18 protein-coding genes and 1 pseudogene are annotated in these 17,730 nt (G+C 45.4%); 11 read left to right on the forward strand and 8 right to left on the reverse strand.

Features of this window, described 5'->3' with window-relative positions; all coding sequences use genetic code 11:
* Positions 1-237 precede the first annotated feature (237 nt).
* Both nfsA and ABR335_RS03345 read right to left on the reverse strand, forming a co-directional pair.
* A complete protein-coding gene (nfsA, locus tag ABR335_RS03340) occupies positions 238-981 on the reverse strand; it encodes an oxygen-insensitive NADPH nitroreductase (RefSeq protein ID WP_350346577.1) in 744 nt (247 codons plus the stop codon).
* Between the two features lie 404 nt (positions 982-1,385).
* On the reverse strand, positions 1,386-2,423 hold the full coding sequence (locus ABR335_RS03345) for a PTS transporter subunit IIC (RefSeq protein ID WP_014097169.1): 1,038 nt from the start codon (positions 2,421-2,423) through the stop codon (positions 1,386-1,388).
* A 659-nt stretch (positions 2,424-3,082) separates the two neighbouring features.
* Here ABR335_RS03345 and dhaK point away from each other — a divergent pair.
* From dhaK to dhaM, 3 genes are read left to right on the forward strand one after another with little or no spacing between them, the layout of a single operon-like run.
* Positions 3,083-4,075 carry a dihydroxyacetone kinase subunit DhaK gene (dhaK, locus tag ABR335_RS03350; protein ID WP_026104600.1) on the forward strand — a complete coding sequence of 331 codons (993 nt, stop codon included), beginning with the start codon at positions 3,083-3,085 and terminating at the stop codon, positions 4,073-4,075.
* A 13-nt stretch (positions 4,076-4,088) separates the two neighbouring features.
* Positions 4,089-4,679, forward strand: coding sequence for a dihydroxyacetone kinase subunit DhaL (dhaL, locus tag ABR335_RS03355; protein ID WP_017551247.1), 591 nt, complete (start codon positions 4,089-4,091; stop codon positions 4,677-4,679).
* On the forward strand, positions 4,672-5,049 hold the full coding sequence (dhaM, locus tag ABR335_RS03360; RefSeq protein ID WP_017553523.1) for a dihydroxyacetone kinase phosphoryl donor subunit DhaM: 378 nt from the start codon (positions 4,672-4,674) through the stop codon (positions 5,047-5,049). Before dhaL ends, dhaM begins: the two co-directional genes overlap by 8 nt.
* A 305-nt stretch (positions 5,050-5,354) precedes the next feature.
* Here the strand turns inward: dhaM and gabT are convergent, their stop codons facing one another.
* The gene (gene gabT / locus ABR335_RS03365; RefSeq protein WP_251460513.1) at positions 5,355-6,713 is read right to left on the reverse strand and encodes a 4-aminobutyrate--2-oxoglutarate transaminase; all 1,359 of its coding nucleotides are present in this window, start codon (positions 6,711-6,713) and stop codon (positions 5,355-5,357) included.
* Between the two features lie 287 nt (positions 6,714-7,000).
* On the opposite strand from gabT, the gene ABR335_RS03370 reads away from it, so the two are divergent.
* Together ABR335_RS03370 and ABR335_RS03375 are read left to right on the forward strand one after the other, a co-directional pair.
* A complete protein-coding gene (locus ABR335_RS03370) occupies positions 7,001-7,759 on the forward strand; it encodes a GTP pyrophosphokinase (protein ID WP_014097176.1) in 759 nt (252 codons plus the stop codon).
* On the forward strand, positions 7,756-8,193 hold the full coding sequence (locus ABR335_RS03375) for a YwnF family protein (protein WP_251460510.1): 438 nt from the start codon (positions 7,756-7,758) through the stop codon (positions 8,191-8,193). The genes ABR335_RS03370 and ABR335_RS03375 overlap by 4 nt, the downstream gene beginning before the upstream one ends.
* A gap of 291 nt (positions 8,194-8,484) precedes the next feature.
* On the opposite strand, the gene ABR335_RS03380 is transcribed toward ABR335_RS03375, so the two are convergent.
* The gene (locus ABR335_RS03380) at positions 8,485-8,730 is read right to left on the reverse strand and encodes a hypothetical protein (protein WP_014097178.1); all 246 of its coding nucleotides are present in this window, start codon (positions 8,728-8,730) and stop codon (positions 8,485-8,487) included.
* Positions 8,731-8,896: 166 nt separating this feature from the next.
* Here ABR335_RS03380 and rlmN point away from each other — a divergent pair, with 166 nt between their 5' ends.
* The 3 genes from rlmN to ABR335_RS03395 all read left to right on the forward strand — a co-directional run bounded on the left by rlmN (position 8,897) and on the right by ABR335_RS03395 (position 12,315).
* On the forward strand, positions 8,897-9,964 hold the full coding sequence (gene rlmN / locus ABR335_RS03385) for a 23S rRNA (adenine(2503)-C(2))-methyltransferase RlmN (RefSeq protein WP_014097179.1): 1,068 nt from the start codon (positions 8,897-8,899) through the stop codon (positions 9,962-9,964).
* Positions 9,965-10,124: 160 nt separating this feature from the next.
* A complete protein-coding gene (locus tag ABR335_RS03390) occupies positions 10,125-11,654 on the forward strand; it encodes a sugar porter family MFS transporter (RefSeq protein WP_251460507.1) in 1,530 nt (509 codons plus the stop codon).
* A gap of 178 nt (positions 11,655-11,832) precedes the next feature.
* Positions 11,833-12,315, forward strand: coding sequence for a PTS glucose transporter subunit IIA (locus tag ABR335_RS03395; protein WP_013860418.1), 483 nt, complete (start codon positions 11,833-11,835; stop codon positions 12,313-12,315).
* Positions 12,316-12,424: 109 nt separating this feature from the next.
* Here ABR335_RS03395 and ABR335_RS03400 read toward each other — a convergent pair whose 3' ends face one another.
* On the reverse strand, positions 12,425-12,565 hold the full coding sequence (locus ABR335_RS03400; protein ID WP_276210552.1) for a hypothetical protein: 141 nt from the start codon (positions 12,563-12,565) through the stop codon (positions 12,425-12,427).
* Positions 12,566-12,652: 87 nt separating this feature from the next.
* Between ABR335_RS03400 and ABR335_RS03405 the strand changes: the two genes are divergently transcribed.
* The 3 genes from ABR335_RS03405 (at position 12,653) to yidA (ending at position 15,289) form a co-directional block, all read left to right on the forward strand.
* Positions 12,653-13,771: an RNA-guided endonuclease InsQ/TnpB family protein gene (locus ABR335_RS03405; RefSeq protein WP_071452344.1), complete on the forward strand. Its 1,119-nt coding sequence runs from the start codon at positions 12,653-12,655 to the stop codon at positions 13,769-13,771.
* Positions 13,772-14,051: 280 nt separating this feature from the next.
* Entirely contained in the window at positions 14,052-14,369 is a 318-nt protein-coding gene (locus tag ABR335_RS03410) for a nitrous oxide-stimulated promoter family protein (protein WP_013860417.1), read from the forward strand.
* 110 nt (positions 14,370-14,479) lie between these two features.
* Positions 14,480-15,289, forward strand: a complete 810-nt coding sequence (gene yidA / locus ABR335_RS03415; RefSeq protein ID WP_350346578.1) for a sugar-phosphatase — start codon at positions 14,480-14,482, stop codon at positions 15,287-15,289.
* 39 nt (positions 15,290-15,328) lie between these two features.
* On the opposite strand, the gene ABR335_RS03420 is transcribed toward yidA, so the two are convergent.
* The 3 genes and pseudogenes from ABR335_RS03420 to ABR335_RS03430 form a co-directional block, all read right to left on the reverse strand.
* Positions 15,329-15,553, reverse strand: coding sequence for a hypothetical protein (locus ABR335_RS03420; RefSeq protein ID WP_350346579.1), 225 nt, complete (start codon positions 15,551-15,553; stop codon positions 15,329-15,331).
* A gap of 185 nt (positions 15,554-15,738) precedes the next feature.
* Positions 15,739-15,879 (reverse strand): ribbon-helix-helix protein, CopG family, encoded by a 141-nt coding sequence (locus ABR335_RS03425; RefSeq protein ID WP_013860635.1) that lies wholly within the window; start codon positions 15,877-15,879, stop codon positions 15,739-15,741.
* A 302-nt stretch (positions 15,880-16,181) separates the two neighbouring features.
* A pseudogene (locus tag ABR335_RS03430) lies at positions 16,182-17,597 on the reverse strand (ISLre2 family transposase).
* Between the last annotated feature and the right edge of the window lie 133 nt (positions 17,598-17,730).

The following is a 17,730-nucleotide window of genomic DNA, read 5'->3' on the forward strand; positions in this document are numbered from 1 at the left end:
ATATACAAAAAAATGGAATCGCCGGATGACAGATCCACCCTCATTTCACACCAAAGCAAAATGCAAAAAACGGCGGGACACCACTCATCGTAGTATCTCGCCGTTCTGTTTAATATGTGTCCCGGGATGGTTGCCGAAGCGCTGAATATCCATATTTGAACATGTCGTTCTATTTAACTTGTGCTCCGCGATGGGCCGAAAGAAGAGGAAAATGCGCGGACGGATCCCCTATTCAGCTTACTTTTTATCAAACCCTTGTCGTTCTACAAATTCCTTCATAAAAACGCGCGACGGTTCTTTAAAAAATTGTGCCATTTGGCCTGTCCAGGTATCGTTCCTTTTTCCGTTTGTGCGTTTTGTATAATATTGCGAAACCGTTTCATTGTATTCCTTCAGATCGCGCAAAAGACGTTCATCAGCCGGGTATTCATCTTCGAAATAAACGTGCTCAGCCGCCATGCGTGGTTTTTTCGCAGACGGATCGGCCGGATAGCCAATTGTCATCGCAAATAGCGGAAGGACATATTGCGGAATTTTCAAAAGTTCGGCCACTTCCGGCAGCCGGTTGCGCAAGCCTCCGACATAACAAATGCCAAGCCCCATCGATTCCGCAGCGAGCGCGGCATTTTGCGCGGCCAGTGCCGTGTCGATAAGCGCGACCATAAATTTTTCCGTTGTCTCAAGTGTATCTTGCGCCTCTACGCCTTCCATTTGTGCCGCAAGTTCATGTTTATGGAGATCGGCACAGAAAATGAGCAGATGGCCGCATGTTCCGACATGTCGGTTCCCGGTCAGTTCTGCTAGCTTTTGCTTCCGCCCGGGATCCTGAATGCCGAGAATCGTATAGGCCTGGACAAAATGAGAAGTGGCGGCTGCCTGCGCGGATTCCACAATCAGGCGGATTTGTTCATCAGATAGCGGTCGGTCTTCATAATGGCGGATCGACCGGTGATTGAGAATCGTTTCAATGACTGTGTTCATTCTTTTACACTCCTGTCTTTGGTGAGTCCATTGTATGTTCAAATATAGCACAGAAAATAACGGCCGGCATGAAAGGTGCTTGTTGTCCAGCATGGCCACGATGGTCTGCCAAAAAATATTTGGATTAAGGCTAAATTAACCTATTTTCGTTTTGGTATACCCAAATTGAACTTCGAGTATGTTCATGCGAGGGGCGGAAGAACATTTTACCCTTCTCCATTATTTATATATCCGCCTTTATGATGCCGGGGAGCAGAAGCTAGTGAAGGCGTTCGATTTCATTTTGCACAAACGTAACTCTCTCATGCTGCTATATCGCGCCGGCCGATCCTCCGAAGTTCCGGAATTTCCGTCCGATGAAAAAAACACTGCAACCCTGATCCGGAGGGCTGCAGTGTTTTTTGCTATTCGAAATTAAGCTGATAGTCTTCTGATTTGATCATCTTTAATTTTTTTGAAAAAACATAAATGAATCCGACATTTAAGATAAACGGCAGCACAAAGAAAGTGCTCAGCATAATGGCAATATTTTTCGCAGTCCAGCCGCCTTCAGCAAGATGCATGAAATTGAGCGGGCCGACTAAGCCCGACAACCCGAATCCTGCACTGTAAGGCGTGCCCTGAATATGAAAGACGCCGGCAAGCGCACCGAGAACGGCAGCAGTGATGAGCATCGGGAAAGCAATTTTCGGTTTCATAAAGAAGTTTCGCATCTGAATTTTCGGCGAGCCAAGTACATGGGCAAGGGCGGTACCGAGCGAGTTGGCTTTATAGCTGGCGATGGCAAGCCCGACCCCGGCGGCACAAATGCCAAGATTTGCCGCCCCTGAACTGACACCTGAAAGCATAATAACGGTTGCTACGCCGACTGTTGAAATCGGCGATAAAATAATCAGGCAAAAAATGACGGCAATAATGGCGCCCATTACGACAGGCTGCATGCTTGTCACATGTGCCACCCCGACGCCGACCAGCCCGGTAGCCGCTTTAATAAATGGCAAAATTGCAAGTCCGATCATGCCCGGTATTAAAATACTCAATGTCGGGACCAGGAGGATGGAATAAGCCTTTAACCTTGTTCCGACCCACTTGACGAATAAAACCGCCAATGCCGCTGTAATCCCTGTATTGATGACAATCCCGATCCCGTTTAAAGCAAATGCGCCGGCAGCCGTTTTCTGGATCGCGCCGCTCCCAACCATTGCGGCAATGCCGACACTTGCAATTTGGATCGGTGTCAATTGAAAGGTAATGCCGACCATAACGCCAATCAATACAGGGAGCATGCTCATGATGATAACGGTTGCATCCACAACATGCTGCAAATAAGGCGCATGCGGGATAATCAGTTTCAATATCTCCCCGAGTAAGGCGTTTGGGATCAGAGAAACGACAATGCCTATGCTCATTCCGTTTAACAGTTTGCTAAAGAAATCTTTCATTATTGGAAGCCCCCATTTTGTTTTGACCTCGCTGCTGACGCTGCCGGATAAGCGCCGATGCTTGTCTGTTTGCGTATGATTATATAAAACATTCAGATTATAGTCAACAAAAATTTTTAATACTTTACCGCGTGTGTGCACATATGCATAAAAGTACTAAAAAGCATATAAAATGAACTTAAGTTTTTCGTGCCAAAATCAATTACGATCAGGATAGACATTGCTTTTGGCAACACATAAAGAAGTAATAATGTTTAGTTCAGCTTATATATAGGGCTTGCTAAATAAGCAAAATTCCTAAATTTGGCAAGGATGCTGACAGCTTTGGCAAAAATTTAATACAAGGGTTTTATAAAAAATCCAGGGAAAAGCTGAATCAACGTATAGAAAAGACAGAATCACGCATTTTCAAAAATGGCTTCTTCTAGAGCTTACTGACAAATTGGGTACAAACTCAGCATTGGATTCGTTCAACAAGCCCTATATAAAAAAGTGATCGAAAACAATCTCAGATATGATTGAAACAATTGACATCCGTGATTGCTGGCATGGCATGAAAAATGATTTTTTTTCACGATGGAAGCGGTATAATAAAAGTGGTGTTTTAGAAGGTGTTGTGCCGGGCAAAAAAAGAACATAAGGATGCGGAGGGATACGCCATGAAGAAAATTATAAACGACCCTGGAAAAGTTGTCGATGAGATGCTGGATGGATTTGTGTACGCCCATGAAGGAACAGTAGAACGATTGGAAGGGACAGGCGTCATTTATCGTACTTTCCGGGATGAAGGAAAAGTAGCGCTCATTAGCGGCGGCGGCAGCGGGCATGAACCGAGCCACGCCGGTTTTGTCGGGGAAGGGATGCTGTCTGCGGCGGTTTGCGGTGAAGTGTTTACCTCGCCGACGCCGGACCAGATTTTTGAAGCGATTAAAAAAGCCGACCAGGGAGCCGGTGTGTTCATGATTGTGAAAAATTATACAGGGGATGTCATGAATTTTGACATGGCCCAGGAATTAGCTGAAATGGAAGATATTCAGGTGGATAAGATCGTGGTTGACGATGACATCGCGGTAGAAGATAGCACGTATACAGCAGGAAAGCGCGGTGTTGCCGGCACCGTCCTTGTCCATAAAATTCTGGGCGCGGCAGCAGCAGAAGGGCAGACGCTTCAGGAAATCAAGGCGTTGGCTGAACGGCTTGTACCCAATGTGAAGACAATCGGCGTCGCGATTTCGCCGGCAACGGTTCCAGAAGTCGGAAAGCCGGGTTTTGTCCTTCAAGAAGATGAAATGGAATACGGTGTCGGCATTCACGGGGAACCGGGTTACCGGCGGGAAAAAATCAAGTCGTCAAAAGCGATCGCGGAAGAACTCGTTACCCGGCTGAAAAATGCGTTCAACTGGAAAGAAGGGGACCGGTTTGCGCTCCTTGTCAACGGGCTTGGGGCTACGCCGCTGATGGAACAGTATATTTTTACCAAGGATGTGCATGCCCTGCTTGACCGGGAAGGCCTTACCGTTCCGTTTAGAAAAGTGGGCAATTTGATGACGTCCATTGATATGGCCGGCCTTTCCCTCACGCTTGTAAAACTGGAAGATGAGGCGTGGCTTAAATTTTTAAAACGGCCGGTGTCCGTCCCGGCATGGGTGTAAAGGAGGAGGAAACATGTTAACAGCAGAAACAGCAACAGACTGGCTGCATCGTTTTGCAGAAAAAATCAATGAAAACAAAGCCTATTTGAGCGAACTGGACAGTGCGATCGGTGATGGCGACCACGGTTCGAACATGGCGCGCGGTGTGGCGGCTATGGAAGAAAAACTAGCAGCTGGCGGTTTTGCTACGGTCCAGGACGTCCTGAAAACAGCGGCGATGGCGTTGCTTGGAAAAGTCGGGGGTGCCTCGGGGCCGCTGTATGGATCGGCGCTGATTGCGATGGCAAAACAGGCAGGGGAAAATGAACAAGATGTTGCGGCAATTGTAAAAGCCGGGCTTGAAGGCATCCAAAAACGCGGGAAAGCGGAAAAAGGTGAGAAAACGATGGTCGATGTCTGGATGCCAGCCTGTGAAGCACTCGCGTCCGGATCGCTGACAAAAGAAACCATTCAATCTGCCGTGGAGGCGACAAAAGAGATGAAAGCGACAAAAGGGCGCGCATCTTATCTTGGCGAGCGTTCCATCGGCCATCTTGATCCAGGAGCGGTGTCGAGCAGCTATTTGTTTGAAGCTTTGTTGGAAGGCGGGATTCTGGATGAGTAAAAAACCAGTCGGTATTGTTATTGTTTCTCATATACCTGAAATCGCAGCCGGCCTTGCCACATTGTTAAAGGAAGCGGCCAAAGACGTTTCCATTACGTATGCGGGCGGGACCGATGACGGCGGTGTTGGCACGAGCTTTGACAAAATTAATGCCGCCATAGCTGAAAATAAAGCGGATGATCTGTTTGCTTTTTATGACCTCGGCAGCGCCAAAATGAATTTGGAAATGGCAATGGAAATGTCGGATAAGTACATCCGACTGATGGACACCGCCTTTGTCGAAAGTGCCTATACAGCTGCCGCGCTGATCCAGGCAGATGCAGAACTGGAAGAAATTTTAAAACAGCTGGAACCATTAAAGGTAAAATAAAAAATAGCCCGGGCCGGTATGAACGGTCCGGGCATTGCTTTTTTGTGGAAAAACATAGGAACTAGGCGGCTGCCCCAATGGCCATGAAACGTGGGGCAGCCTTCATCAAGTTTTCACGAAAAAACGGATGCCTTAAAAGCCTGTTCTAAAAAATGGCCATCAAGAAAAAAACGAACCTCGCACTGTATGCATGTCAGAGATTCACGAAAAACCGGCCACTTGTCTCCCATTTTAAAGTCTATTTTGCACGCCCACGCTGTATGGATGTCAGAGATTTACGAAAAAACCGGGCGCCACTTTCAATGTCATAATAAAGTTACTTCTTCCTCTACGCTTGCGGCAGCGGCAATGGACTGTTTTAAAATATCCAGGCCTTCCTGCAGCTGGTCGTCTGTAATGACAATGGGCATCAGAATGCGGATGACATTGCCGAAAATCCCGGCATCCAAAAGAAGCAGCCCCCGCTTGTTGGCTTCTTTCACAATCCGCTTTGTCAATGCTTTATCCGGTTCTTTTGTCGTTTTGTCTTTTACGACTTCAAATGCACACATGGCGCCAAGTCCGCGCACATCCCCGATAAAGGTAAACTCCTTCTGCCAGCTGCGGAACGTATCAAGCACATGTCTCCCGATTTTTTCCGCCCGTTCGTTTAATTTTTCAGATTCAATGATGTCCAGTACGGCAAGGGCGGCTGCGCATCCAAGCGGGCTTCCGGCATAAGTCCCGCCAAGTTCACCCGGATTTGCCGCATCCATTATGTCGCTCCGTCCGATTACCCCGCTTAACGGGACGCCTGCTGCAAGAGATTTCGAAATGGTCATCAAATCCGGCACAACATCAAAATGCTCAATGGCAAAATAGCGCCCGGTCCGACTGAATCCTGCCTGTATTTCGTCCGATACGAACAAAATGCCGTTTTCCTGGCAGAAGTCATAAACCGCTTTTACAAATTTTTTGCCTGGCACAATGAATCCGCCTTCTCCCTGTACTGGTTCCATGACCACAGCCGCAACCGTTTCAGCGGCAACATCGTTTTGAAAGAAATTCCGGAACTCTTGGATCATATAGTCTTCATATTCTTCATCGGTCAAATTGCCGGGTTTCCGGTAAGCATAAGGGTAAGGCGCCTTATAAACTTCAGAAGCGAACGGGCCGAATTCGTATTTATACGGCTTCACTTTGCTTGTCATCGACATCGTCATTAACGTTCTGCCGTGAAAGCCGCGGGTAAAGCTGATAATGGCCGGCCGCTTCGTATATTTGCGGGCAATTTTAACGGCATTTTCGACGGCTTCTGCCCCGCTGTTTAAAAGGATGACCTTTTTCTCCGCATTCCCCGGAGCGAGCGCTGCCAATTTTTCAGCCAGTTCAATATAAGGTTCATACATCATGACGTTAAAGCCGGTATGGATAAAACGTTCAAGCTGTTCTTTGACAGCTGCGACAACTTTCGGGTGGTTATGCCCGACATTCAGCGTGCCGATTGCGCCGGCAAAATCAATATACGTATTGCCGTCCACATCTGTAACAAGCGCGCCTTTTGCTTCTTTTGCAAAAGCCGGAATGCCGTTGCTGACACCGCGGGGAACAGCTTTTTCCCTTCTTTCCAGCAGTTCTTTCGAAAGCGGCCCCGGTAGAGAAGAGTATACATTTGCATTTGTCATTTTAACGCTTCCTTTTTATTAGTTGATGATATAGATGTAACCGATCTGTCATTATGGTCCTTTTACAAGATTATGATATTACAAATATTGCAAAAAAACAAACGCATTTTAAGGAAAATTTATCGTTTTTTGATTCATCTTTTGGATAGCGGGTAAACAGCGAATAAAACCGCCATGATCCCTCCTGATATACATAAGGCGGGCAATGCGATTCTTTGACAAAACCCCCTCCTGCATTTAAGATGGGGGTAACGGATTTGCATTGCAAATTTGAAGGAGAGACAAAAATGGAAGTTGCCATCCCGATAGATTTTGAGCAGATGAAAGAAGTCAAAACAGAGTTGACGCGGTTTATGATGTCGTATAAATTCGCGCTCCATGAAGTGATGACAAAAATTGATATTTTAAAAGAAGAATTTCAGTACGTCCATGACTATAATCCGATTGAGCATGTAAAATCACGCCTAAAGTCACCGGAAAGTATTCTGAATAAAGCGTACCGGAAAGGCTGTGCGTTATCGCTTGATTCAATCCGTGAAAACATCCGCGATATTGCCGGCATTCGGATTACATGTTCGTTTATTTCAGACATATATGAGATCAGCAAAATGATCCAGCAACAAAAAGATGTAAAGTTAATTGAGTGCAAGGATTACATTCAAAATCCGAAACCGAACGGCTACCAAAGCCTCCATATGATCATCAAAATTCCGGTTTTCATGTCGGACAGGTCGGAAGAAGTGTATGTTGAGATTCAGATCCGGACAATCGCCATGGACTTTTGGGCAAGCCTGGAGCATAAAATATACTATAAATACGATGAGGATGTGCCGCAACATTTGAAGGAAGAACTGAAAGAAGCAGCACTGCAGGCAGCACAACTCGATGTAAAAATGGAGAATATCCAAAAAGAAATGAAGGAAGTCAAAAAACGAAACAGTGAAAACAGCGTGCACCAACTGATTGTAGATACTGAAAAGCTTCGAATCCCTGAAGATTTTTTAAAAGCGGCCTTAAATGAAACGGATGGGAAGGGATCCATTTGATCATTAATTTGAACGAAATGCCGGGATTTGTCCGGTTTGAAATGGAGAAATTAGGGGAAATGATCGCCCCGAAACTGAAAAAGGCCAACCAGTATGCATTTTGGTCCAAACCGCTGATCTTTGTAGCAGCGCTCAATTTGTTTTTGTTGCTTCTCGTGATGCCGGCGGAGGACCGCTCGATTCCGCTCCTCCTTTTCTGTGCGGTTGCTGGGGCGTTCGGCATGGCGCTGTCGCAGGAAGCGCGCGTTTTGAGAAAAGAAATTACGAAGCTCAGTTTTTCCTATATGAAAAAACGGATTGAAAAAAGCAGTATTGTCCCGGACCCGGTGAAAAAACGCTATGCGGCACTGATTGGAAAGGAACCGACGAATATTTTTCTCCACTTTATCCACTTTTTGGAAGAAGAGCAAAACAGAAAAAAAGAGCTTTGGTAAAATCCGCACGGCCCGTTGATGGCGTGCGGATTCTTTGAATTTTTATGGACGGATGGGAAAATCCAACACTCCTGCGGCATTTTTACGCTCGTTTGTCTGGATGCGTGCGGATTTTTGCCCGCTCGATAGGCCGGGCGTTTCCATGCAAGTTTTTCTCGCCATGCGGCTTCTTGGTGAGAATAGCCGGGAAACGGGCGAAACCGAAACACTTTGCATGCTGCTAACAATATAGCGGGCTGCCCCTTTTTCATACATTAGCGCTTTCAAATTTTTAAAAGCACCCTAAAAAAGCTATTCTCTTTCCGGTTCGTGCCCGATTGTGATTAAGCGCGTCTCCACGTTGATGTCCAAATTCACATCGTATCCGCAGTTTGACACCTGAACGGATGCATCACGAACAGAGAAAGCAACCACCGTATCCAGTTCGCCATCCAGCACGGCAAAGGCATACTGGTCTTCCTGATTTGTGTACAAATGGTATGATTCGTGAATGACAACGGTCCATCGGTATGGCAGGAATAATGTTTTTGTGCCCATGTCTGTCTCTCCCTGAAAAAATGTAGTTACCTAAACTATATTCGTTCCCTGCCGCCGGAATTCCTGCTTTCGCTGCGGCCCATTTTGCAACATCTGCCTGTGGAAATCGGCGGCAAATTCGATTACAATAGGAATTATGCGAAAAACGCCAGAAAAGAGGGGTAGAATGGAAAAGAAATCCATTTTTGGATTGACGATAGATCAATTGACCGGCTGGATGCTTGAACACGGACAGAAAAAATTCCGCGCCCAACAAGTGTGGGAATGGTTGTACCAAAAAAGAGTGAAAAGCTTTGCAGAGATGACGAATGTCAATAAAGACTGCCTTGCGTTACTCGAAGAACATTTCCATATTCACACGTTAAAACAAGTGGTGAAACAGGAATCAAAGGACGGCACGGTAAAATTTTTGTTCCAGCTGAAGGACGGCAATTTAATTGAAACGGTTTTGATGCGCCAGCATTATGGTTTGTCGGTTTGCGTGACGACCCAGGTTGGCTGCAATATCGGCTGTTCCTTCTGTGCGAGCGGCCTGCTCCGCAAAAACCGCGATCTTGAAAGCGGGGAAATTGTCGAGCAGATTATGTACGTTCAAAAACATTTTGATGAAGCCGGAAAGGGCGAACGGGTCAGCCATGTTGTTGTCATGGGGATCGGAGAACCGTTCGATAACTTTGAGAATGTGGTGAACTTCCTTAAAATTATCAATGCGCCAAAGGGACTGGCGATCGGTGCGCGCCATATCACCGTTTCCACAAGCGGCCTTGCACCGAAAATTTATGCGTTCGCTGATCTTGACCTACAGGTGAATTTGGCCATTTCCCTGCATGCGCCGAATAATGAACTCCGGTCGCGCATCATGAAAATTAACCGCGCGTACCCACTTGAAAAACTGATGCCTGCCATCGATTATTATTTAGAAAAAACAAATCGCAGAATCACGTTCGAATATATTTTGCTGAAAGATGTCAACGACCATAAGGAAGAAGCGCTGCAGCTTGCAAAACTGCTGCAGGACAAGCGTCATCTTGCCTATGTCAATCTCATTCCGTACAACCCTGTTAATGAGCACGGTTATCAAAGAAGCGAAAAAGAATCGATTATGACATTTTACGATACGCTCAAAAAAAATGGCATCAACTGCGTTGTGCGCCAGGAACACGGCACGGATATCGATGCGGCATGCGGCCAGCTCCGCAGCAAACAGATCAAAAAAGCGAACAGAACGGCATAATAGCGAGCCCGCCCGTATTTTGGATTTTATCCAAAGCGGGGCGGGCTTTTTACGTTTAAAAAAACGAACAAACAGGGTAGGTATAGGGTACAGCAATTATATGCTGAAAAAATATTTTAACAACATACGAAGAATACATGATAGGAAAGGAATGAGCGTAATGAGAGGAAAAGATGAGGGAGACGGGGGCAGGCGTGTTTCAGTCCGTCCCGAGGAAGCGGGAACAAGAAAAAAATCATTTTCCAAAAAAACTTTTCTACGTCTGATTACAATTATCTCTACGTTTGGCGGTTTACTATACGGCTATGATACTGGCGTTGTCAACGGGGCGCTGCCATTCATGTCAAGGGACGACCAGCTTGGTTTAACGCCGTTTACGCAAGGGCTTGTCACAAGCACCTTGCTTTTAGGGGCAGCATTCGGTGCCGTGTTCGGGGGGAGGCTTTCTGACCGGAAAGGGCGCCGGAAAACGATCTTAAGCGTCGCTTTTATTTTCGTCATCGCCACGCTTGGCTGTTCGATGGCGCCGAATGTGGCCGCCATGGTTACCTTCCGGATGATCTTGGGCCTTGCAGTTGGCGCGACAGCTGTCACAGTCCCGGCTTTTTTGGCAGAATTGTCGCCTGCCGAACACCGCGGGCGTATCGTTACACAAAATCAACTGATGATTGTCTCCGGCCAACTATTTGCCTATACGTTTAACGCGATACTGGCCAATACGTTCGGGGAAGCCGGAAACATTTGGAGATATATGTTGGCAATCGCAACATTGCCGGCTGTCATTTTATGGCTCGGGATGCTGATTGTGCCGGAAAGCCCGCGCTGGCTCGCCGCAAAAGGCAAATTTGGGAAAGCCCTCGATGTGTTGCGGAGAATACGCGAAGAAAAACGGGCACAAATGGAATTGAATGAGATTCGCCAGACAGTCGAAAAAGATGCCAAAATGAAAAAGGCAACCTTGAAAGATTTAAAACTTCCATTTGTCCGCCGCATCATTGTCATCGGTGTCGGCATCGCGATGATCCAGCAGCTGACCGGCGTGAACTCCATTATGTATTATGGGACGGAAATTTTAAAGAAATCCGGATTTTCGACAGGCGCAGCACTGATCGGAAATATTGCCAACGGTTTGATTTCCGTTCTCGCCACCCTTACAGGCATTGCACTTTTGGACAGGGCCGGCAGAAGAAAAATGCTGATTACCGGGCTTGCAGGGACAAGCACTGCGCTCCTTTTGATCGGGATTTTTTCGATCACGTTAAAAAACAGTGCGGCATTGCCATTTCTCGTTTTGGGCTTGACCGTCATGTTTCTCGCTTTCCAGCAGGGCGGCGTATCTCCTGTGACATGGCTCATGCAGTCGGAAATTTATCCGATCCATTTACGGGGGCTTGCGATGGGGATCTCGGTTTTCTGCCTGTTTATAACGAATTTCCTTGTCGGCCTGTTGTTCCCGGTATTGTTCCATGCAATCGGACTGTCGGCAACATTCTTCATTTTTACCGGGCTTGGCATCTTCTCCATCCTGTTTGTAAAAAAATTCGTCCCGGAAACGAAGGGTCGGTCGCTTGAAGAAATTGAGCAAAGTTTCCATGCGCGGAAGGAGCGTTACTTTGCACGCAGAAGAAAATCAACCTTTAACCGGAGCAACCAGCCGCAGCACTTGCATCACAGCGGCATGGACCGGTAAAAATTTTTCGAAAAGGGTCCGGCGCGGGCCCTTTTCGTTTGTCCATACATATAATAGAATAAGAAGTTTTTCCAAAAAGATGTGAAGTTTCCTGACGCCAAACAAGACAGTGTTTCAAAATAGGTGTATAATAGAAGTGAAAAATACAGATTTTACTGACTAAAGGAGGTGTTGTGAGATGTTCAACTGGCTGAAAAGAAAAAATTCAAAAGTGGTTACACTTGTTTCCCCGATAGCCGGCAATATGATTCCGTGCAAAGATACAGGCAAGCCGGGTAAAGGCATTGCCATCCAACCGCTTGAAGGAAGGGTGCATTCGCCCGCAGCAGGAAGAATTACGCACATTTCTCCGGAAAACAACGCCATCAGTATATTGACAGACCAGGGGCTTGAAATTACAATCCGCCTCAATACAGAAGAAGCCGCTATGGAAAGCGAAGAATTTGTGATCATGGTCAAAGAAGGCGATCACATTACCGCCGGAACTCCGCTCATGGAATTTTCCTTTCAATTGACAGATGCCAAAACAGAAAATCTTTACTCCTCTGTCTCCGTTGCCAATATGGATCAAGTCGAAAGCATGGAAGTCCCGCCGGCCCAGACAATCGGCCTCGATGACTGGGTAATGCGGGTAAAAATGAAATCAGGGAACCGGGAATAATCTTTTTTAACGGCTTTCCGAAAGAAGTCTCCCATCCTCAAGGAATGTGAAGGTGCGAATCGCACCAATGAGTAGGTGGGAGATGAATTTCGGTTGGCTTTAGCCAAAGTTATTTTTCCAATCCTTTTCTCAACAATTCTAAGATTGCGCCTGTTCTAGTTGGAATCCAATTTTCTTTTTGATATTGCTCCAATTTTTCTAATATCGTCTTAGGCATACGAATTTCTACACGTTCTTTCTCTTCTCTCATGATTATCACCTCATATTGATTGTACGGATTTTTTACGATATAATCAATATATACGAAATTTTTCCGCACAAAGTGAGGTGAATGGATATGGCCAAGCAAAACAAAGCTTTCAAGTTTCGTTTGTTACCAAACAAAGAACAATCCGCATTATTAGCTAAGACATTTGGTTGTGTTCGCTTTGTCTACAATAAGATGTTAGCTGAACGCAAAGAAACGTATGAAAAGTTCAAGGATGATAAAGAATCGCTTAAAAAGCAAAAGTTTCCGACTCCTGCAAAATATAAAAGTGAATTTCCATTCCTAAAAGAAGTGGATTCTTTAGCTTTGGCAAATGCACAAATGAACTTACAGACTGCTTATAAGAATTTCTTTGAAGGAAATGCGGATTTTCCAAAGTTCAAAAATCGTAAAGCAAAACAATCCTATACAACTAATATGGTCAACGGAAATATTAAGCTAGAAAATGGTCATATCAAACTGCCAAAAATCAAAAAGCCAATAAAAATGAAACAGCATAGAGAGATACCTGCTGATTATAAAATCAAATCTTGCACTATTTCTAAAACAAAGACAGGCAAATACTACATTTCAATTTTGACAGAATATGAGAAAGATATTCGTCCAGTTAACATACAGAAAGTTGTTGGTTTGGATTTTGCTATGGATGGTCTATATGTCGAGAGTGAACAGGGTAAGAAAGCCAATTACCCACGTTACTATCGGCAAGCCTTAGATAAATTAGCAAAAGCACAACGAATTCTTTCTCGAAGAAAGAAAGGTTCTGCACGTTGGAACAAGCAACGACTAGTAGTGGCTAAATTACATGAGAAAGTGGCGAACCAACGCATGAATTTTCTTCATCATAAGTCAAAAGAATTAGCTTCTAACTTTGATGCTGTCGTGATTGAGGACTTGAACATGAAAGGGATGTCTCAAGCCCTTCACTTTGGGAAAAGCGTTCATGATAACGGCTGGGGGATGTTCACTACTTTCTTAGCGTATAAGCTAAAAGAACAAGGGAAACAACTTGTGAAAATTGATAAGTGGTTTCCCTCCACTAAGAAGTGTTCATGTTGCGGCAAGGAAAAAGAAATGCCATTATCTGAACGTGTATATAAATGTTCTTGCGGCTTTGTATTAGATCGCGATCACAATTCAGCAATCAATATCAAAAATGAGGGATTACGCTTATTAGCGTTATCATAAGTAACAAAACTCTTGGAACAAGAGGGTTAGCTCGGTCAGTTTTCGTTGGCTAGTAAAAGCAACGATAAGTCGAGAAGCCCCCACTTCAATCAAACCGTAAGGTTGATAAGTGGAGGGTAGTTCACAGAAGGTGGCTCCCATTTTTTACCGTTTTTTAAAAGGGACATAGAAATGCCGTAAAGGCTTTTGTTCTTTACGGCATTTTTGTGTGCATTGTAGAAAAATCGTTAAAATTGCTTTTCTGTGGCTGTGGTATGGTGAAAACAGGAGGTCGATCGCCATGCCAAAAAGGGAATTAAACAACGGGCCGGTCATCCAAAAAGAAAAGGAAACCGTGTCACAAATGATTGCCATTTACTGCCGGAAAAAACACCACCGCAAGACGCTTTGCGAAGAATGCCTCGATTTACAAAACTATTGCTTAAAAAGGCTTTCCTATTGCCGGTTTGGCGAGGAAAAAAGCGCGTGTTCCAACTGCAAGGTCCATTGCTACCGGAAAGATTACCGTGAAAAAATCAGGGCGGTCATGCGTTTTTCCGGCCCGTGGATGCTTTTGTACCATCCCGTTTTTTCCATCCGGCATTTATTAAAAAAATAAGTTTGGGCGATGCATGATTTGTAAATGATTTTACATAAATGGATTTTACCGGCTGAGTGTATTATGATAAAACCATATGAAATTTTTTCATCACCAAGGAGCAGAAAAATATGTATAAATTGATTGCCATTGATATGGACGGAACGCTTTTAAACGACCAGCATGAAGTCACTCCGGAAGTCCGGGAAGCTTTACATAAAGCGAAAAAGAAAGGCGTCAAAATCGTGCTGTGCACGGGGCGGCCGATCGGGGGCGTCCGCCGCTTTCTTGAAGATTTATTGCTGAATGAAGAAGATGATTATGTCATTGCCTATAACGGCGCGCTCGTGCAAAATACGCATACGAACGGGGTTGTCGCGGAACGGTCGATTGGTTACGGCGATTTGGTGCGGCTGTACGGGCTCAGCCTCGAACTGAAAACGCCGATGCATTTTTTTGACCCGGAACATTTGTATACGCCGAACCGGGATCTCAGTCCTTATACGGTTGTGGAATCTTATTTGACGCAGATGCCGGTGCATTACCGGACGTTAGAAGAGCTGCCGCGGGATATGGTGATTCCGAAAGTGATGTTTATTGACGAGCCGGAGAAGCTGAGCCGGACGATTGAAGCGATTCCGGACTGGGTGCAGGAGAAGTACACGATGGTCAGAAGCATGCCGTTTTATTATGAAATTTTGCATAAAGATGCGAGCAAAGGCAATGCTGTGAAACTCCTTGCCGGCCATCTCGGCATTCACCGCGAGGAAGTGGTTTGTATCGGTGATAATGAAAATGACCTGACTATGATTGAATATGCCGGCTGCGGGGTGGCGATGGGCAATGCTGTCCCGAAAGTTAAGGCGATTGCCGATTTCGAAACGCGCACGAACAACGAACACGGCGTCGCATATGCAATTGAGAAGCTGGTGTTGTCGTAAAAAAGAAAGGTGCCCGCCGGCGGAGGCAGGCACCTTTCTTTAAAATGGATTCGGGCCGGGCTGCTCCAGTGCTTCAGCGAGTTCACCACAATCCGGGCAACAAATATAGGTGTCATACAAATGATACCCGACATAGCCGTGCGTCAACTCCTGCATATCCCAAATCGTTTCCCATTCCATATCGAAAGTCTTGTTGCAACGTTTACAGTAAAACATCACACTTCCAAAATCTTCCTGTCCCTTTTCCTGCTTCTTTTTCTTCAATTGGATTAGCCCCATTCTAAAATAGTTTTAACGGTTCGGCTTTTGGCTTTTCGTGATGCATCTTACAGGCAGGCTGTCTTTTTTAACGGCTTTCCGAAAGAAGTCTCCCATCCTCAAGGAATGTAAAGGTGCGAATCGCACCAATGAGTAGGTGGGAGATGAATTTCGGTTGGCTTTAGCCAAAGTTATTTTTCCAATCCTTTTCTCAACAATTCTAAGATTGCGGCTGTTCTAGTTGGAATCCCATTTTCTTTTTGATATTGCTCCAATTTTTCTAATATCGTCTTAGGCATATGAATTTCTACACGTTCTTTCTCTTCTCTCATGATTATCACCTCATATTGATTGTACGGATTTTTTACGATATAATCAATATGTACGAAATTTTGTATGTGTCAAGTTTTTCTCGATAAGGTTTAAATATCGGGATTCCAAGACACTCTTTTTGTACACTTTCGTATGGATTGATAACGGGTGTGTTGATGCGCGCGAAATTCACTCGCTTTCCGCGGGCGGCCGGCGAGCCTCCTCGCTCGTACCTCGCTGCGGGGTCTCTCCTGGCCCGCTTTTCCCGCAGGAGTCTCGTAAATTTCGCGCGCATCAACGATCAGTCCCCCACATACCAGGCTTAAAACGAAAGCTCTAATATTTTGCTTAAATGCCCCATTGCCGATGAACGGCTTGAATGCAGGGAAACTGATCCGTGCTTTACGCCGATTGACGGGCGTACAGGCTGCTTGAATAGTTGAGACATCCTGATGGATTGTTGCAAGCTCCGTTGCTTTCTCGCGCTTCTTGAACGGTGTTTCAGATAGGTTTCCTGCAATGTCCCATTAAGCATGCCCTGTTTCACCTTTACCATGGCTTCGGCGCCAGCTTTACTCCAATGCATCCCCCTTTTCTTCATTCTGAATGAGATATGCCTTTGATTTGATTCCATTGCCCCCAGGCCTCTCGCACCTTCCGGTACGTTCTCTACCTTGTCCCTCCAGTCAAAAATGCGGTCCCAGTTTTTTAGGATGTACGAACGAAACTCCTTGACTTTCTTAAGGCTCTTTTCATCCGTCAATGTGCTTTCATGCGTATCCAAATACAATGTGAATTGGTCTAGGTCATGCGTTCTAATCGCTTTTCTAATTTGCTCTTTGATCTCGCTCTTTCCGCCCCCGAATGTCCTTACGATGGCTTGTGCAACATGGTAGGTATCCAGCTGGTTGAGCACCGGAAATTCCGACTGTGAGAATGCTGTTTGAAACCGTTCAGCTGTATACCCTGCACCTCCATCGCTGTTTGTAATGACATGCGCTTTTTCAAGAGAGTAGGTGTTGGCAGCTTTGGCTTGCACTTCATCCCAAAATGTCTGGATTGCTTCCGTCGTCATGATAACTGTTGGCTGACGCAGGGAGACCCTTTTGCCATTGGCTTCCCATCCCTCATAGAGAATGGCGTGGTGGACTTCCATACTCTGTTTCTTTTTCAGTCCCCGGACAAATACACCATCTGCCTCGGAAAACAGATAGTCTACCTTCTTCCCGCCAGGCAGTGAGGCAGCTACTTCCAACTCTTCTACAAGTGCCCTGTCAGCTTCCGCCTGTGTTTTTCCTACGCGTTTCACCATTTTCCCTACAGTTGTGTGACTAAGGCTCACTGCTGTCCATTCTTTTAAAACATCAGCTACCTTCCGATAGGTGTTCTCGCTTGCCAGCTCTGCCACCTTCAATTCCACTAACGGGCTGTATCTCTGATGTGGTACCAGCCCCAAGCATTCATCCAGAGGGTAATGCGAACCCCCTCTCTTGTCATGCATGAATGAGCGTTTAAAATTCACACTTCCAAATAGAAACTGAACGCTCCTGTAATCACTCCGGCAGTACTGCCAGCCTTCCGCCTGTTTCTTCAGTCTAATCGTTTGATCTAACTTCTCAAATACGTCCCCAACTCATTGTGTAAAAACTTTTTGCATCAGAATTTTAACCTGTTCTTCAAATTCAATAAGACTCTTTGTATCCTTTAATAATCCAGCAATTATTGATATAATATCCATGGGAAGACCTCTCTCTAGATGTTCATTTCATGGTGTACATTTAGATGATAGAGTGTCTTCCTATTTTTTTCCACTCATCTGCCCCTGCGAGTAAAATTTTACACATACGAAATTTTTCCACACAAAGTGAGGT

This window comes from Heyndrickxia faecalis (assembly GCF_040267745.1).
GTDB lineage: Bacteria > Bacillota > Bacilli > Bacillales > Bacillaceae_C > Weizmannia > Weizmannia faecalis.

Coding starts and splice junctions, on each gene's coding strand:
- nfsA (WP_350346577.1), bottom strand. CDS start 981: ATGAACACAGTCATTGAAACGATTCTCAATCACCGGTCGATCCGCCAT.
- ABR335_RS03345 (WP_014097169.1), bottom strand. CDS start 2,423: ATGAAAGATTTCTTTAGCAAACTGTTAAACGGAATGAGCATAGGCATT.
- dhaK (WP_026104600.1), top strand. CDS start 3,083: ATGAAGAAAATTATAAACGACCCTGGAAAAGTTGTCGATGAGATGCTG.
- dhaL (WP_017551247.1), top strand. CDS start 4,089: ATGTTAACAGCAGAAACAGCAACAGACTGGCTGCATCGTTTTGCAGAA.
- dhaM (WP_017553523.1), top strand. CDS start 4,672: ATGAGTAAAAAACCAGTCGGTATTGTTATTGTTTCTCATATACCTGAA.
- gabT (WP_251460513.1), bottom strand. CDS start 6,713: ATGACAAATGCAAATGTATACTCTTCTCTACCGGGGCCGCTTTCGAAA.
- ABR335_RS03370 (WP_014097176.1), top strand. CDS start 7,001: ATGGAAGTTGCCATCCCGATAGATTTTGAGCAGATGAAAGAAGTCAAA.
- ABR335_RS03380 (WP_014097178.1), bottom strand. CDS start 8,730: ATGGGCACAAAAACATTATTCCTGCCATACCGATGGACCGTTGTCATT.
- rlmN (WP_014097179.1), top strand. CDS start 8,897: ATGGAAAAGAAATCCATTTTTGGATTGACGATAGATCAATTGACCGGC.
- ABR335_RS03390 (WP_251460507.1), top strand. CDS start 10,125: ATGAGAGGAAAAGATGAGGGAGACGGGGGCAGGCGTGTTTCAGTCCGT.
- ABR335_RS03395 (WP_013860418.1), top strand. CDS start 11,833: ATGTTCAACTGGCTGAAAAGAAAAAATTCAAAAGTGGTTACACTTGTT.
- ABR335_RS03400 (WP_276210552.1), bottom strand. CDS start 12,565: ATGAGAGAAGAGAAAGAACGTGTAGAAATTCGTATGCCTAAGACGATA.
- ABR335_RS03405 (WP_071452344.1), top strand. CDS start 12,653: ATGGCCAAGCAAAACAAAGCTTTCAAGTTTCGTTTGTTACCAAACAAA.
- ABR335_RS03410 (WP_013860417.1), top strand. CDS start 14,052: ATGCCAAAAAGGGAATTAAACAACGGGCCGGTCATCCAAAAAGAAAAG.
- yidA (WP_350346578.1), top strand. CDS start 14,480: ATGTATAAATTGATTGCCATTGATATGGACGGAACGCTTTTAAACGAC.
- ABR335_RS03425 (WP_013860635.1), bottom strand. CDS start 15,879: ATGAGAGAAGAGAAAGAACGTGTAGAAATTCATATGCCTAAGACGATA.